Here is a 16,066-nt window from a genome sequence, read left to right on the forward strand (position 1 = left end):
CTCACCTGCGCTCACTCTCCACCGGATTTTATAGATTCACTAGAGGAAGATCCCGATCCCTTATTATCATCTCCACCTCCTCCAATAGCCCCTCTTGCCTTATTTACAGCCGCAGCAGCAACTTGACCAGCACCTCCAGCAGCAGTTTTGGCAGCAGATAAAGCTTTATTCACCATTTGTGCAGGAGTGCTACCTGAACCAAGTGCTGCTCTGTGATTACCAGCAAGCTCAGCAGCCATGCCGGGAAGAACGTTTAAAAAGTGGTAAAAGAGGAATAATACTAAACACAATTTTAATAATTCTCCGATTAGAGAGCTGCCAAACTCCATGTATGTAAAGTCGAATAGACCAAGTATGCTGCTCTTTTTAAAGCTATAATTTTGCATCATACATGCGAGAGTAGTTTCATTTTTATCACATTCCCTATCTTTCAACTTAAACCACTGTTTTTTCTTACTATATGAGATTTCTGCTTGTTTCTTTTCATATGACTTGTCTGGTTGTTCATTTTTATATGACTCGTCCAGTTTAAAATTTAAATTTTTAAAATAGATTTTATCACATGCTATGAACATAAAGGATAAAAACGCAAAAAGGATAACTGGGTATAAACTGTAGGTAATTAACTCTTTTAGCCAACCATCAAAATATCCCTTAGTATGTTGAAACAAAACCATAGGAATGAATAAAGGCGATAAGATGATAATTACACTAAGCGCAACTAAAGATAAGATAAATACATAGCACATCCACAAAATAACCATCATCATCAAAATGGCCATAAATATACAGACAAGAGCTACTAAGATCTGTCCACCAGCGAAAATAATACCAATCACCGAACCTGCAACTAACAAGACAGGAGCAGCGCCAAGCAAAACCGCTAACGTTGCAACACCTCCAGTACCAATTTTGCCACCAATTCCATCTAAAGGGGCACCTAAATAAAATAAAATTCTGCAATCAAGCCTATCCCAAGGTGCAAGATAACTGTAGGATACCCTCTTTCCTGCGCGATCGTATTCATAATCTGTACCTGACTCATAATTACATATATTTTTACTTTCAGATGACGCTTTAAGCACTATCTCTGACAAACCATTTGAAAGCTTTGTTAATTCCCCGTAATAATGAGACATAGTGCTACCTGTCGTAAAGTAAATCACTAAAGCGAATTTAATGATCAACATGTACATTTCTTGCGGACTACGCACTCCACCAGACATAACTTTTATAGAGAACAGTATTAAAGCTAAAACTAGAACAGCAGTTACAGTATTTTTCAACCTTCCTTGTGCTACAGACAAAAAACTACCCTTAGCATGTCCATTTTTGTCTGTAAGTAAGTTACCACTTGAATCAATACCTGCCACTAAATTATCTAACGACTCCTTAATACATTGCACTATCATAGAAGTTATGGGAATAGGAGATAATGACTTACTTCCCGCTTGATTGTAGCAAGCTTCAGAGACATACGAGCTAAAACAGCTTTTATTGTCATAACCTACAAAAATTTTTCCTTCTTTTTCTTTTTTCCTGATAAGAGTTTTATAATCGTCATCCCTGTTGATAAAACTCCTTTCTTCACCACCTGTACCATCTTTATTTTTGAATAATATCACAGATTGTTCACACATAGGAGCAATCGGATCAGGTGGTAATTCCGTGCATCCTATATCAATTCCTTGCGGCCAAGCAGTTCCAGCTGCCCTAACTTCAGCCAATTCCACACATAACCTACCCATTTTTCTCAGTGCCCTGAACGTTGATCCATATATGTCTTCGCTCTGTCCAGCTTTAAGCACTTTACATTCTAGATCGCCATCAACCTTCGGAGACCATGACCCACTTTCATATCCAGTATCTTTCTCTCTGATATCAAAGTCTATGTATCCATCTTCCCCTCTGAAATTAAAGTCATTCGTCTTGAAAAGGTTGCCAAATGTTAAAGGATTGCGATGACATACTTCTATGTATTCACTATATTGCACACCATTTTTTGGCCAGTAGTAGTGTTCCCTATCAACATTCACAACATCCCAATCAGTAAAGTTTAAAATATCTTTCTCTGTTTGTTTTCCATCTTTTCCTGATCTTTTCTGTAATGCAGAAAAATATTCATCTTCTGTTCGATAATTTTTATCTGTGTCACCACTATAACCTGTATCTTTTAGTTTAAAATTTTTATATCTCCCATCATTATCGTATGCAACTGGATGCCTAACAAAACTATGCTGACAAACAATAAGTCCCCCCACTGCCTTCCAGACTCCAACAATTGCAGCTATCATTCCAACGATAACAAGAGCAGTAAATAAACCAGCAGAAGAGACAATCAAAACAATACCAGTAAATATTGCACCAATAGCAATTGCTATCCCAGCAACTGCTGCAGCTGTTTCAAACGCCTTACAGTCAGGATTAGAAGCACGACTAAAGCTGCCAGTAGAATTAAATCTGCTAACAAATTCCGTTTTGTCAGTACCACTTACTGTATCTGCAAACACTGGATATGAGAGCAAAAAATCTATATTTAACAAAAATATCGCAACTAACAGTAATGACAGTTTAGTTTTAAACATTTTTCACCTTTTGATAAAACACAGGCAACCACATCTTTGGATCATCTCCGACTTCTTTCAGTATATCATGTAACAATAGGACACTTTCTGCACGTCCAGATAACACGTTGACCACATCATCCAAATCTTTCAGATCTATTCTAGCTACTACAGCATTAACTCCCTGCTTTACTAAAAAGAATCTAGTACTTGGATCTGTGTGTTTGATCAGTATGTACTCACGTTCAGTTAACATAAAAACATCTCGATAGACACTAGTAGCTTTCAGATTTGGCAAAAAAATTTGTGTTGCTGTCTGCTGTACAAGTGTATCACTAATAGCACTTTTACTTGCATCTTCAACACTCTGAGTAGCAAAAATCACAAAAGCATTTAACTTTCTCAGCACTTTCAACCAGTCTTTTATCTTAGGTGCAAAAACTGGATTATCTATTAACGCCCATGCTTCATCAAGAACAATAATAGATGGAGTGCCATCAAGTGATATACTAATCCTATGAAACAAATAAATCAAGACCGGCCCAAGAGCAACAGGATCTTTTAGCAAGCTAGCCATTTCAAAGCCAAACACTCTTGCTTTTGAAAAATCTAGCAAATCTTCTTTATTGTCAAATATTGCAGCATGAGAGCCATCATCATGCCACATAGATATTGCTCCAGCTAGAGTATCAGGGCCCGCAAGTCCTAAAAATGGTACAAGATTTCTCAAAAATCTGTCTTCTTTTTTTAATTTAAAATTTCCCTCAATTGCATCATTAATTCTAGCAATATCTTCTGAAGTGAATTTATCGTTGTACACTAAAATTAAAGATTTTATCCATTCCATCAAAAATGTTTTATTATCAGGAGTATCGTCAAGTTGCAGAGGATTAAAATTTGTTTTAGTTCTTGGTTCTATTATAGTATAGATACCACCAAGTGCTCTTAAAAAAATTTCTGCACCGCGATCTTTATCAAAAAAGAATATTCTTGGAGAAAATTTCATTGCTTGAGCACATAAAAAATTCATTAAAACAGTTTTGCCAGCACCTGTTGGACCAATTATCATAGTATGTCCAACATCCCTTATATGAAAGTTGAAGAAAAATGGAGTGCCAGATGTTGTATCAAAAACTGTAACAGCATCTCCCCAGTGGTTATTGAATTTTTTACCAGTAGGATAATTATGTTGAGATGCAAAACCGGCCAAATTAAGACTACTTATTGTACCTTTTCTTACTATATAATCAAAATTACCAGGAATTTGCGCCCAAAATGCTGGTTCTAGATTAACCCTCTCACGAACAGGATAAACACCACAATTAGAAAGCTCCGATTCAACCAATGATAAAGCATTGTCCAATGATTTAGGGCTTTTTTCTATACATAAGATAGTTAAATGGTGTTCACCAAACGCAATTTTACCACTCATTGCATCATCAAGCGCATGAGAAATTTCTGCTATTTGAGAAATAGCTTTATCTGCAGATTGTATCATACGATTTTGCTGTATCTGCATTTTCGCAATTGCCATTTGCCTATTTGTAAACTGAAAAGACTGCGTGATAATAAATTCATAAGGAAGTTGTAAAAAAGAATCAAGCATTCCTGCAGAAGTATTATTTCCATATTCTTTGATACTAACTATTCCAGCATATTTACTTTCATTATGAGTCACAACCTGTATCATCTTATGGCCAAAAAATAACCTATGAACTGGTAAGTATCTTGATATTTCAGTTTTTAGTGGAAAAAGCGTATTTGTAACAAAGCCACAATTTACAATTCTAGACAGAAACTCCATCATTTCACAAAACAGTCCGTTTGGAGTTTCTTTTACTCCAAGGACTTTAGGCGAATAATTCCTAAGGCTTGTTACTATACGATTTGTCGTTTCCTCTAAATCTTCATAGGTATCACGCATATCACTTTCCCAAGCATGTTTTGAAGTTACATGCCCAAATTTTTTCAGTAGATGTGATAAAAATTCTACTCCCTTTGTATCTGCTCTACGAATAATCGTAATGTATAAATCATTAATAAAAGATTGCCTAGTTGCGTGTTTTTCTCTCCATTTTAGATTTACATGGTTAGCAAAAAAATTTGGTAAACTCTGGTTTGCAAATTCATCAGAAAAGATATTCTTCTTACGCCTGATGGTATGAAAGTACAAACTAAATGCTGGAGATGAAATGCTTCTTAGCATCTGATTTCTGATATTATTTTGTATCGCCAAGTCTTCATCATCGGCCGTTTCAAACGCAAAGCCATTTAATTTGATAAACTTAACCAACCAATTCTGCTTTGTTATTAGGGTCGTACTATTCCAATAGCAAGAATAAGGTATAAATTCAGCAGCGTGAACCTCCCTGCTTAGAGTAGATTTATTCTTCGATTGAATAGCTCTAAATCTCAGCATCACATTACTTTAAGTAATATCATAAGAATTAGCTCCATGATAAAAACGATTTAAACATTTGGAGCATTTTCCCAATTTTACCATAAATAATTCAATAAACAATGGTTCTTTTGCAGAAGCTATATAACCAAGTCCGTGTACCCCAAATAACATCAAGAAAGTTCTAAGATCATTTGTATTAATGAAAATTAGCATGCAAATTAGAACATTTAATATTGCAAACATATAACTCACACCAAAAAGCATCGCGGGTCTTGTAAGACCTTTAAATAATGGATCCGTTTGTATATTACCTGTGGACATACCCTTGATCTTCTAATTAATAGCTCTAACACTAATACTACATCATTAATTAAAAATCTATTGAAATGAATAGCACTTTAGGTAAGATAACCAATTTAACTCTAACTATGACAAACTGGCCATTTCAAGAAGCAGAAAAAATACTACAAGAATTCCCTAATAAAAAAGAGATAACATTTGAGACTGGATATGGGCCATCAGGTTTGCCACATATTGGTACTTTTGGGGAAGTTTTTCGTACCACAGTCATTGCAAACGCTCTAAAAAAAATAGCTCCTAGTATAAAAACCAAAATCATTGCAGTTTCCGACGATATGGATGGTTTGCGAAAAATACCAGATAATGTACCAAATCAGGAAATGCTAAGAGAGAATCTGAACAAGCCATTAACTATGATACCTGACCCATTTGGCACTCATGAGAGTTATGGCCATCATATGAATTCATTGCTGTGCAAATTCCTTGATTTATTTGAGTTTGAATACGAATTTAGAAGCGCTACAGAGTGTTATAGATCTGGTGTTTACGATGAAAAGCTCTTACTCTTGCTGAAAAATTATGATAAAGTGATGGAAGTAATGCTTCCATCATTTCGGGAAGAAAGGCAGCAGACTTACAGTCCATTCTTGCCGATATGCCCAAAAACTTCCCAAGTTTTACAAGTTCCAGTAATTGAAACAAATACAGATAAAGGAACAATCACGTATGAAGACCCAAACGGGGAAAAAATAGAAGTTACAGTGACTAAAGGAAAATGTAAACTGCAATGGAAACCTGATTGGGGGATGAGGTGGGCTGCATTCGGAGTTAATTACGAAGCTCATGGAAAGGATTTGACTCCATCTGCTGTGCTTTCAAGTCAAATATGTAAAATACTTGGAGAAAAGCCACCGCTTTTGTTTTGCTATGAGTTATTTCTTGATAAAGAAGGAAAGAAGATATCAAAATCAAAAGGAAATGGTATTTCAATTGAGGAGTGGCTAACTTACGCACCCACAGAGAGTTTAGCGTTATACATCTTTCAGAGTCCTAAAAAAGCTAAACGTTTATATTTTGATGTGATACCAAAATCAACTGATGAATATTTGGAGTTTGTTAAGCGTTATAATGAAAGTAAAGAAAAGGATGTAAACAGTCCTGTATGGCACATCCATCAAGGTAAAGTTCCAAACATAGAAACTTCAGGCATAAATTTTTCGTTACTTTTAAACCTGGCAGCAGCTTGTAATGCTGAAAATAAAGAGATTCTTTGGGGTTTTATATCAACTTATGCACCAAACGTTACAACAGAAAGCAACAAAATGCTAGATAGGCTTTCGGATTTTGCAGTTAGGTATTATCATGACTTTATCAAGCCAATAAAAGCATATAAAACCTCAAACGAACAAGAGAAAGAAGCGTTGCTAGATTTAAAGAATAACCTACATTCCTTGCCTATTACCGCCACTGCTGAAGAGATTCAATCTCAGGTCTTTTCCATTGGAAAAAAGCACAATTACAGCAACTTACGTGATTGGTTTCAGTTGCTGTATGAAACGCTGCTCGGCCAAAAAACTGGTCCAAGAATGGGATCTTTTATCAAGCTTTATGGGATAGATAATACAATCTCTCTTATAGAAAGTGCTACTGAACGTACACTTTAGAGTTTACCTTCTTCCATTTGAGCTCTCTAGTTTTATTACTTGACAAACCTTCCCACTTTCCTTATTATATCAATAACAGTATTTATCCTTGTTTTTGGGCTCAACGACAAAATTCAGGTGTTTATTGGTAAATTACATAAAATTATAGCAGCTTTTTTTATTTTTTCTACATTCAGCCAAATCGCGCTTGTTAGCACATTATCAATTTACATTATTAAAACTCGCTATACGGGGATTCTTTTGTCTTTTTTTTATTTAGTAAATTTCTTAATATTTGTAGCTAAAGTAATTTTAGAGAGCCAGCGCGTGACCAACCTGGTCAGTTTTCTGAATCCCAGTACTGGGATGACAAGAAGAGAGCTGACTTGAATGACACCAAATGGACACTGGGACAGAGGCTACTTTAATAATATTTCACCATGTCATTCCCGCACTTGATGCTGGAATCCAGAAGTTTTTTTGAGCACAAAAGTTATGCTAAGTTTTTCTTGGTAAGAAACCAGTGTCAGCTACTTGAATGAAACTATTTTGGATGAAAATCAGTGCCAGCTACTTGAAAAGGAAGAAGGGACTTCTTCCTTCTACTTAACTACACTGTTGCGCCTAACTTTGAAGAAACTTCTAGTTGTGAACCAACTTCATTTAGCTCATTACAAGGCTTACACACTTCATACGTAATACCACCAGTAACAAGTCCTGTAAGTACGAAAGCAGCAACAGCTATACCAATTAAAGCCAATATTGGTAATGCAACACCAGCAGCAAAACATCCACCACCAACTGCTAATGCAGCTACAACACCACAAACACTACCAATCATTATTGATTTATTAGTAGTTTTTACTATATTTTCTTCAGTTCTAGGCACGCTACTTTCAGGCACTAAAGGCTTTTCATTACTTTCACAACTAGATATGCTATCTGCAACTATTGCTAGCCAATTATCAATTTTAGTTTCTTGCCCTTCATCTTGCTCTTTACTTTTTAATGATTCTAAAATCTTCTTGAGATTTGCACGATCACTTTCCTGCATGCTATTAAGCAGTTCTTCTAATACACTATTTTTTTGAGCTACATCTAAAATAACTTTGATTTCTTCCTCAAAATTATTGAAATTCATAGCATAGCCAAGCGGTGTTAGATTATACTCCGTACCATCTAACTTTTTAGTTATATTTGCAGTAGTAAGAACTTCTTTTAATGCGCCTTCTTTTTTAATTTCTTTAAGAATAGGAGTAATATCGTTTTTATCTTTTATCGCATCCTCTAACTTATTATATAATTCCTTTTGCTTCTCTGTTAAATCTTCGTACCTTGACATATTAACTTTTCCTGTAATAATATACTTTAATTATTGTATGTTTTAGTAATAAAGTCAAGAATTTAATAATTATACCTAGGTATCATAAACAAGAAAAAGAGGCTTTTGTACGAGCGTTATTAATCTTCAGTTTTATAAGGAATAAGGAAGCAAGATTCGTCAACGTTTCTGTAAGTACCTGCTATACAGAATAGTTGCCACCAATAAAGCCTAAACTTACTAAATACATTTCTGTAGATTCAGATCTACTTGACTTTGGTTTGAAGTATCTTACTGTTTTGAACATTTTTTTTAGCTCATTGCAGAAATCTTTATCAGATTCTCCTTGAAAAATTTTTACTACGAACTTGCCATCATGATTCAAAAAATGCTTTGCAAAATTGAGCGCTGCTTCGCATAAAAGCATAATTCTGATATGATCTAACGATTTTAAACCGCAAGATTCTGGTGCCATATCAGATAAAATTACATCAAATTTGTGATCCTTGAATTTTTCTCTTAAAATTTCAAGTTCGCTGATAATATCACACTGTATACACCCTACTCCACTAATAGCGTTTATTGGTTTTATGTCAACAGCAATCACACTCGCTCCTTTCTTAGATGCAACTTGTGACCACCCACCAGGAAAAGCGCCAAGATCAATAATTTTTTGCCCTTGTTGGAGTAGTTTAAATTTATCGTCTATTTCTATTAACTTATATGCCGAGCGCGATCTATAACCGTCCTTATTGGTTTTTTGCACATACTGATCATTCAAATGGCGATGTAGCCATCTTGTTGAAGATAACTTTCTACCTCTAGCTGTTTTTACTCTGGTCTTTATACTAATAACCTACTTATTATTAATTATATCTTTGAGCTCTTTTTCAACTACTTCTTTTACCAATGCATGTAGATACTTATTCAGCCACTCTGAAAGCTGAGGTTTTAAAAGAGATACAACTAATTCTTCAACAGTAAGATCCGCTCTTTTTTGTTGTTTATGCCGTAGTTCGCTTTGCATCTTTTCAAGCAATGTTTTAATTTCCTCCATATTCTCTTTTAAAATTAGATGCTCGTTATTTTGTACTTGATGGCTCGCTTTGCTATTATTAATTTGTATATCGTTGTACAAATTTTTTTCTTCTGAGTTGTAACTATGGCTGTTAGATTGATTATTGTTAAAAGCTATTTTCTCACTTTGGCAATCGTTCTCTTCTTCACTATTTTCCTTTTTATCATCAACATCTTTTTCAATTTCTTCTAGGTATTCCTCTTCAAGGCATAATACTTCATCATCTTCATCCATTACTTCTGCTTTATCGCCACTTGGATTTTTACCCGATATAGCTTTTTTTATATCTTCTAGTATATCTTTTACAGATTGATTATCGCTCATACCATTAAATTTAAAGGTTTATACTATTTATCATAAAAAGCAAGTTGTAAACACTAATTACATAATTGCTTTTTGCCTGAATTAGATCGGAACGTGCTTTAAATAATTCATCTTCAGTATCCAAAAGATCAGTTGTACTCTTTAAATGCAAGTTTACTTCTTGCTCAACTCCTTCTAATGCTAAAGCTGCCGCTTTTTCTGCTTCTTGACTTGCTTTAATAATAGCTTTTGCTGTCAGCACGTTATTCCAAGCATTTATAACTGCTTGTTCTATATTTTTTACTGCTTCGTAATAATCGTAAGTGGATTGTTTTGCATCCATTTTAGCTCTACTGACACCAAAGGTATTAACTCCTCTTTTAAAGATCGGAATATCAAGAGTAAAGACAACACTCGCATTCTCTAGTAACGTGTCTAATTTTATATTGTCCTTTCCAAAATTTTTACTTGCGCTTAGATTCAAAGAAGGAAGCCATTTGGAACTTTCAGCAATCACTTCCATTCCAGCAGCCCTTTTTTTATAAATTGCTGCTTTTAGGGATAAGTTATTGGTTTTTGCTAACTGTAAACATTCATTTAATTCTGGTATAGAAGGTAGTTTACCATTAGTCTCATAAAGATTATCGGCATCTTCACCAATTAAATGATAGTAAGCAATATTAGCCAGCTTCAACTCACCTTCAGCATCAACTCTTTTGGATATAGAAGATGAAAATTTTGCTTTTGCGAATAAAACTTCAGCATTAGTAACTTCTCCAAGGGAAAAGCGTTTTTTCATAGCTGACAAATGCTCTAAAGAAACACGCTCTTTATGTTCTCTCAGTTTTAATATTTCTACCTTTTGTAAAACATTAACATATGCTTTCACAGCGCTGAGTGCAACTTCTTGCTTAGATTGCTGAAATCTAATTTTTGCTGCTTTAAGAAGATGATTTGATCGGCTGAATGTAGCAAAAGTGCCACCACCATCTATTATTCTTTGACTTAATGTTAGACGTTTTCCAGAGTTTTCTAGATTGTTAATAATATTAAAATTACTATCGAAATTATATTGTAAATTAATGTCAGGTAAAAACCCAGCCAATCCGGAAGATTTTAGTTGTTTTTCAGTACTCTTATATTGGTAAAATTGAGACTTTATTTTTGAGCTGTTTTTGATAGCTTTGCTTATAGCTTCCTCCAAATCAATTGCATAGCAACCTATGGTACAAAAAGCAATTACAAATATAATAATCAATCGAAACATTTTGCTTTCTAGCATGTTGTTTAAGTTATTAGCATAAATTACTTTAATAATCAATAACTAATGTTGTTGACACTATCAAGCAACTTAGTATATCATAATCTACTGTTATGTATTGATATATGAAAACTTTTTTCTTAAAAGAGAAGCAAATTGATAAAAAATGGCTTGTTATAGATGCAGAAGGATTAGTAGTAGGAAGGCTTGCAGCATTTGTAGCAATGCTGTTGCGTGGAAAACATAAACCTGAATATACACCTCATATGGACTGTGGTGATAATGTAATCATTGTTAATGCAGAAAAGGTACATTTTACTGGAAAGAAACTTAAAGATAAAATCTACTATAGGCATACAGGTTATTCTGGTGGTTTAAAGAAAACTACTCCAGATAATATTTTAAATGGCAAATTCCCTGAGCGTGTGATAAAAATGGCAGTAAAAAGAATGCTTGATGATGGTCCTATGGCACGTAGACGGTTTGAAAATTTGTATGTTTATTCTGGTTCAGAACATAAGCATCAAGGACAGCAACCTGAAAAAATAGATTTTGCCTCTTTAAATCGTAAAAATAAGAAATAATGGAGTAAAAAGTGAAAATAAATAATAATGATCAGCCAAAAAAGGCAATGATTGACTCACTTGGTCGTTCATATGCCACAGGTCGAAGGAAAGAATCTGTAGCAAGAGTATGGATAAAGCCAGGAAGTGGAAAATTTAGTGTTAATAAAAAAGATGATTTAATTTCTTATTTTAAAAGAGAATCAGTGTGTCAAATGATTAAAGCGCCATTCATAGTAACTTCTATGTTAGATAGGTATGATGTGTTTGCAACTGTAAAAGGTGGAGGACTATCTGGCCAAGCAGGTGCCTTAGCTCATGGAATAAGCAGAGCTTTAAGTAGTATAAGTCAAGATCTACACTCTATATTACGTAAAGGTGGGTTCCTAACTAGAGATTCACGTGTTGTTGAGCGTAAGAAATATGGTCAACATAAAGCTCGAAAAAAATGTCAGTTTTCTAAGAGATAATTATTTCATAATGGTATTTTTTTTGTAAATATTATACAAGTTCTTACAAGGGTTTATGACATTTTCTCTTTTTATGACGAATTTAGTTGACTATTGGTATTAGCATAATATGCTGTTTATGTAATTTTTCAATATTAAGGTAATTTATGAGTAAAGAAGATATAGTAAACCAACTGAGTCAAGAGTGCTCTAGTCAAGGTATAGATATAACAAAAGCTAGTTTGAGTAAGCTTCATGATATTTTTATGGAAACAATCAAGAACGATCTAAATCGTAAAGGTGAAATACGTTTGCATGGAATAGGGACATTCTCTACTGCTATAAGTAAGGAAAGACAATGCCGCAATCCTCAAAATGGTGAGATTATGACTGTTCCTGAAAAGAAAAGGGTAAAGTTTAAAGCAAGTCAAGCTCTTTCAAGTGCTTTAAATAACAAAGAGAAAGCACGAGCTATTTAGATATAGTCATTTTCATCTTTTTAGTTACACTGTGTAAGCCATGAAATATAGCCTCGCTGATTAAAGAATGGCCTATATTAAGAGCTGAGATGTGAGGTATCTCTTTTATTCTTTTAGCATGTTTATAATCTATGCCGTGCCCTGCATGGCATTCTATTCCTAGCTTATTAATGTATTCTGCAGAGTTAGTAATAAGTTTTAATTTTTCTTCTGATGGATTATCACAGTAATTCCCCGTGTGAATTTCTATTATGTCAGGCTTTCTTTCTAGCTTCTCAAGATATTTTAGTTGATTAATATTTGGATCGATAAACAGTGAGACTTTTGTGTCAAAGCTGTGCATTTCCTCTATTATACCAGAAAGTTTACTGTGCATATTCACGATATCCAAGCCACCTTCGGTTGTTAATTCTTCTCTTTTTTCTGGTACTATACAAATCGAGTAGGGTTTTACTTCTTTTGCTATTTTGAGCATTTCTTCCGTAGCTGCAATTTCAAGGTTCAACTCAGTGCTAATGTTTTGTTTTAGATTGAATACATCCTCATCTCTGATATGCCTTCTGTCTTCTCGTAAGTGTACAGTGATAAAATCTGCTCCAGCATCAATAGCTATTCTTGCTGCTTTTAATAGATCTGGATAAGAAGCTCCACGTGCGTTGCGAAGGGTTGCAACGTGATCAATATTAACGCCCAATTTCACAATTTACCTCAAAAATTATTTATAAATTATACATATTATTAGATCTTATGCATATCATTGTTTAATGCCATAGCTGAAAGACGGAGCTAGCAGTTATACCAATTCTCATTGTTGGCAAGTCAAATAAGAAACATTCAAAATTGTTTGATTGTGGAAGTGGAAAGAGAAGTAATAAATTTGCGTACACTTGCCCTTTTTTACAGTTAATCTAGTTTATAGAACTACTCGTGGTAATCCAAACAAGATTTTTTTCATAATCAGGTTATAGTAAACGGGGAAAATTTTTCGCATCTCAAAAATTTTAGATTTAGGATTGAAATCAATAAGTGGAGTGATTATGTAGTTCATGTATTAGTAAAAGGAGGTACAACATGGGTAATATAGTTCATTTAAATAAAAACAATAACCGTGATAATTTTAGTGTAAGAGGGTTACAAAGAGCCGTTGATGACATATTTGATAGCTTCTTTACAGGATGGAACCCAGAGCTTTCTAAAAGAGGCAGTAGCCTACTACCAGTTTGTGACCTTTATGAAACAAAGGAAAGCTATTGCCTATCATTAGAGTTACCAGGTATTCCTAAAGAAAGCATAGACATTAGTATATCTGGCGATAACTTAATAGTGAAGGGTGAAAAAACATGTGATAATGAATCAAAAGATAAGCAGTTTTACCATAAAGAAAGGTACTATGGTTCTTTCTATAGATCCATTCAGCTTCCAACAAATGTAGAGCAAGATAAGGTATCTGCCAACTTTTTAGATGGGGTATTGCATGTAACCATACCTAAGTCAGAGAAACACATCAAGAAAATTGATGTAAAGTAACCAGTAAGTAATAGCAGGCTTCTGACCTTGAGGATTGCTATTTTAATATCTGTTCAGCAGAGTGGCAAAATAAGGTAAACGAGAAAAGACAACTAAATGAGTGTCATGAAAGTAGCTGATGCTGGCTTCCTTATGAAGGTGTCATCTTAGCATCCAGACACTGGTTTTTTAATTGAAAATGTTGTCTTGTTTGTGATAAATTTTGCTGGATGCCAGTGTCGAGCACTGGCATGACATTATAGAAGCTGGAATAGCTACTTGAATGACAATATTTGCTGTTTAATTTACCTTAAAAAATGAATATTCCTACAGCTACGTGTAAGCTACTTTCATGATACTCATTTACTTGTCTTTTTTGCCACTTTGCTGAACAGATATGTAAAATATGAAAAAAATACCAATAAAAAAAGGCCGTATTAACTTTAACAATTTAAAATGATTTAATGTGAAAACCATAGGCGCCAATTGTTTTTTTAACTTAAAAATAAAAGTCAAGTATCAGGAATTCTAGACATAAACCCTCCTATATGAATAAAGAGCTAGCAAAAATAAACTTATATATTTTTTGCTGAAATTTGATTATTTGGTGAAAAAACCTGCAGGTGAAGATAGATTTTGGATCCTAAAAAACCTTCATTTTCCACTATAATGAAGCCAACAGAGTCTGTCAAGTAATTTTTTATTTAAATTTGTTGCAATCTTTTTATACACTCATCTTTACCAAAAATTACCATGATATCAATGATTCCAGGCGCATCCATTACTCCTGTTATAGGGGCGCGTAATGAGTGGTATATATCGCTCATTTTTATATTATGTAATTTTGAAAATTCCTTAATCTGAGAAGATAAAAAATTCTTATTCCAATCTTCACTACCTACACTCGAAAGAAATGATGCAAGTAACTTAATTACATTGAGGTTAGATTTGACAATTTGCTGAGCTTCTTCACTCAAATCAACTTGAATATAAAATTTTGCTAAATCCAATAATTCAGTCAGATAGTTTGCTCTTTTTTTTAGCTCTGTTAGTCCTTGTAATAAATAATTCTTTTTCTTATCAGTTAGAGCATTTTCTTCAAAAATAAGAGTAAGGATATCTTCATTGCTCATGTTACTAATATAATGATTATTTAAATGCTCTAATTTTTTAAAATCAAGCCGTGCAGGTGAACGACCGATGTTTTCTAAATTAAACCACTCTATTGCTTGCTCATCGCTAATAATTTCATCGTTACCATGACTCCAACCCAGTCTAAGCAGGTAGTTACGCATTGCTTCTGGTAATATTCCCATTTTTTCATAATCGCAAACACTTGTAGCCCCATGCCTTTTAGATAGCTTATTCCCGTCTTCTCCATGAATAAGGGGTACGTGTGCAAAGCGTGGGACATCAAAATCAAGAGCCTGATATATCAGCAATTGTTTAAAGGTATTAGTGAGGTGATCAGAGCCACGTATAATATCAGTTATTCCGGCATCATGGTCATCAACCACTACAGCAAAAATATATGTTGGAGTATTGTCAGAGCGCAAGATTACTATGTCATCAAGCTGATCGCTACTTATTCTAACTTGGCCGTATATTTTATCGTCAACAACAATATTTTCTGAGTCTGGCACTTTAAAGCGAACAACAGGCTCTGCATTTGATGTCGAATGAGTACACTTATGCTTATATATTTTTCCTTCTTCTCTTGCTCTTATTTTCTTCTCCGCAACTTCATTCTCGGGGCAGTAACAATGATACGCCCTACCCTTTTCAACTAAAAGATTTGCAACCTCAATGTGCTGCTCTATTTTTTTTGATTGATATATTATTTCCCCATCATAGTTTATTCCAAGCCATTTTAACCCATCTATTATTGCATCAATTGCTTCCTGTGTTGAACGTTTTCTGTCGGTATCCTCAATCCTTAGTAAAAACTGGCCACCATGACGCTGCGCATAGAGCCAATTAAATAAAGCTGTGCGAGCTCCTCCAATATGTAAAAATCCTGTTGGTGATGGAGCGAATCTAGTGACTATACCTGGCATATTTATCTATTGTAATAATGTAATTTATGATAGCCAAAATTTGTGCTTGCAACAATGTGGAACTATAGTAAATTTGAAAGATCAATTTACATTTATTTTTAACAAACTGCATTGTATAATTTAGTATTAGTGAATGCAGTG

General features: G+C 34.2%; 14 protein-coding genes. 5 read left to right on the top strand and 9 right to left on the bottom strand.

Going from position 1 to position 16,066, the window contains the following annotated elements; genetic code table 11:
- Positions 1 to 11: 11 nt before the first annotated feature.
- From BWZ41_RS05990 to BWZ41_RS06000, 3 genes are read right to left on the bottom strand one after another with little or no spacing between them, the layout of a single operon-like run.
- Positions 12 to 2,585, bottom strand: coding sequence for a TrbL/VirB6 family protein (locus tag BWZ41_RS05990; protein ID WP_143689764.1), 2,574 nt, complete (start codon positions 2,583 to 2,585; stop codon positions 12 to 14).
- Positions 2,578 to 4,983 (bottom strand): VirB4 family type IV secretion/conjugal transfer ATPase, encoded by a 2,406-nt coding sequence (locus BWZ41_RS05995; protein ID WP_143689765.1) that lies wholly within the window; start codon positions 4,981 to 4,983, stop codon positions 2,578 to 2,580. The genes BWZ41_RS05990 and BWZ41_RS05995 overlap by 8 nt, the downstream gene beginning before the upstream one ends.
- A 9-nt stretch (positions 4,984 to 4,992) precedes the next feature.
- Positions 4,993 to 5,286: a type IV secretion system protein VirB3 gene (locus BWZ41_RS06000; protein ID WP_143689766.1), complete on the bottom strand. Its 294-nt coding sequence runs from the start codon at positions 5,284 to 5,286 to the stop codon at positions 4,993 to 4,995.
- A 65-nt stretch (positions 5,287 to 5,351) separates the two neighbouring features.
- Between BWZ41_RS06000 and BWZ41_RS06005 the strand changes: the two genes are divergently transcribed.
- The gene (locus BWZ41_RS06005) at positions 5,352 to 6,929 is read left to right on the top strand and encodes a lysine--tRNA ligase (RefSeq protein ID WP_143689767.1); all 1,578 of its coding nucleotides are present in this window, start codon (positions 5,352 to 5,354) and stop codon (positions 6,927 to 6,929) included.
- Between the two features lie 589 nt (positions 6,930 to 7,518).
- Here the strand turns inward: BWZ41_RS06005 and BWZ41_RS06010 are convergent.
- From BWZ41_RS06010 to BWZ41_RS06025, 4 genes are all read right to left on the bottom strand, one after another.
- Complete coding sequence (locus BWZ41_RS06010; RefSeq protein ID WP_143689768.1) at positions 7,519 to 8,250, bottom strand: SLC41A family transporter; 732 nt, start codon at positions 8,248 to 8,250, stop codon at positions 7,519 to 7,521.
- Positions 8,251 to 8,431: 181 nt separating this feature from the next.
- On the bottom strand, positions 8,432 to 9,010 hold the full coding sequence (locus BWZ41_RS06015; RefSeq protein ID WP_143689769.1) for an RlmE family RNA methyltransferase: 579 nt from the start codon (positions 9,008 to 9,010) through the stop codon (positions 8,432 to 8,434).
- A 75-nt stretch (positions 9,011 to 9,085) separates the two neighbouring features.
- Positions 9,086 to 9,631 carry a PopZ family protein gene (locus BWZ41_RS06020; protein WP_143689770.1) on the bottom strand — a complete coding sequence of 182 codons (546 nt, stop codon included), beginning with the start codon at positions 9,629 to 9,631 and terminating at the stop codon, positions 9,086 to 9,088.
- A 10-nt stretch (positions 9,632 to 9,641) separates the two neighbouring features.
- Positions 9,642 to 10,892 (bottom strand): TolC family protein, encoded by a 1,251-nt coding sequence (locus tag BWZ41_RS06025; RefSeq protein WP_177429469.1) that lies wholly within the window; start codon positions 10,890 to 10,892, stop codon positions 9,642 to 9,644.
- A gap of 104 nt (positions 10,893 to 10,996) precedes the next feature.
- Here BWZ41_RS06025 and rplM point away from each other — a divergent pair, with 104 nt between their 5' ends.
- From rplM to BWZ41_RS06040, 3 genes are all read left to right on the top strand, one after another.
- On the top strand, positions 10,997 to 11,455 hold the full coding sequence (gene rplM, locus BWZ41_RS06030; protein ID WP_017532138.1) for a 50S ribosomal protein L13: 459 nt from the start codon (positions 10,997 to 10,999) through the stop codon (positions 11,453 to 11,455).
- Positions 11,456 to 11,502: 47 nt separating this feature from the next.
- Positions 11,503 to 11,904 carry a 30S ribosomal protein S9 gene (gene rpsI / locus BWZ41_RS06035; RefSeq protein WP_052264863.1) on the top strand — a complete coding sequence of 134 codons (402 nt, stop codon included), beginning with the start codon at positions 11,503 to 11,505 and terminating at the stop codon, positions 11,902 to 11,904.
- A gap of 146 nt (positions 11,905 to 12,050) precedes the next feature.
- The gene (locus BWZ41_RS06040; RefSeq protein ID WP_143689771.1) at positions 12,051 to 12,362 is read left to right on the top strand and encodes an HU family DNA-binding protein; all 312 of its coding nucleotides are present in this window, start codon (positions 12,051 to 12,053) and stop codon (positions 12,360 to 12,362) included.
- Here the strand turns inward: BWZ41_RS06040 and BWZ41_RS06045 are convergent.
- Positions 12,355 to 13,062 (bottom strand): pyridoxine 5'-phosphate synthase, encoded by a 708-nt coding sequence (locus BWZ41_RS06045; protein ID WP_143689772.1) that lies wholly within the window; start codon positions 13,060 to 13,062, stop codon positions 12,355 to 12,357. The two genes, BWZ41_RS06040 and BWZ41_RS06045, sit on opposite strands and share 8 nt — an antisense overlap.
- A gap of 371 nt (positions 13,063 to 13,433) precedes the next feature.
- Between BWZ41_RS06045 and BWZ41_RS06050 the strand changes: the two genes are divergently transcribed.
- Positions 13,434 to 13,889, top strand: a complete 456-nt coding sequence (locus BWZ41_RS06050) for an Hsp20/alpha crystallin family protein (RefSeq protein ID WP_143689773.1) — start codon at positions 13,434 to 13,436, stop codon at positions 13,887 to 13,889.
- A gap of 683 nt (positions 13,890 to 14,572) precedes the next feature.
- Here BWZ41_RS06050 and gltX read toward each other — a convergent pair.
- Positions 14,573 to 15,925, bottom strand: a complete 1,353-nt coding sequence (gene gltX, locus BWZ41_RS06055) for a glutamate--tRNA ligase (protein ID WP_143689774.1) — start codon at positions 15,923 to 15,925, stop codon at positions 14,573 to 14,575.
- Between the last annotated feature and the right edge of the window lie 141 nt (positions 15,926 to 16,066).

This window comes from Wolbachia endosymbiont of Nilaparvata lugens (genome assembly GCF_007115045.1).
Classification (GTDB): domain Bacteria; phylum Pseudomonadota; class Alphaproteobacteria; order Rickettsiales; family Anaplasmataceae; genus Wolbachia.

Bases quoted from the DNA above. Each gene is read 5' to 3' on its own strand.
- BWZ41_RS05990 (WP_143689764.1), bottom strand. From the start codon at position 2,585: ATGTTTAAAACTAAACTGTCATTACTGTTAGTTGCGATATTTTTGTTA.
- BWZ41_RS05995 (WP_143689765.1), bottom strand. From the start codon at position 4,983: ATGCTGAGATTTAGAGCTATTCAATCGAAGAATAAATCTACTCTAAGC.
- BWZ41_RS06000 (WP_143689766.1), bottom strand. From the start codon at position 5,286: ATGTCCACAGGTAATATACAAACGGATCCATTATTTAAAGGTCTTACA.
- BWZ41_RS06005 (WP_143689767.1), top strand. From the start codon at position 5,352: ATGAATAGCACTTTAGGTAAGATAACCAATTTAACTCTAACTATGACA.
- BWZ41_RS06010 (WP_143689768.1), bottom strand. From the start codon at position 8,250: ATGTCAAGGTACGAAGATTTAACAGAGAAGCAAAAGGAATTATATAAT.
- BWZ41_RS06020 (WP_143689770.1), bottom strand. From the start codon at position 9,631: ATGAGCGATAATCAATCTGTAAAAGATATACTAGAAGATATAAAAAAA.
- BWZ41_RS06025 (WP_177429469.1), bottom strand. From the start codon at position 10,892: ATGCTAGAAAGCAAAATGTTTCGATTGATTATTATATTTGTAATTGCT.
- rplM (WP_017532138.1), top strand. From the start codon at position 10,997: ATGAAAACTTTTTTCTTAAAAGAGAAGCAAATTGATAAAAAATGGCTT.
- rpsI (WP_052264863.1), top strand. From the start codon at position 11,503: ATGATTGACTCACTTGGTCGTTCATATGCCACAGGTCGAAGGAAAGAA.
- BWZ41_RS06040 (WP_143689771.1), top strand. From the start codon at position 12,051: ATGAGTAAAGAAGATATAGTAAACCAACTGAGTCAAGAGTGCTCTAGT.
- BWZ41_RS06050 (WP_143689773.1), top strand. From the start codon at position 13,434: ATGGGTAATATAGTTCATTTAAATAAAAACAATAACCGTGATAATTTT.
- gltX (WP_143689774.1), bottom strand. From the start codon at position 15,925: ATGCCAGGTATAGTCACTAGATTCGCTCCATCACCAACAGGATTTTTA.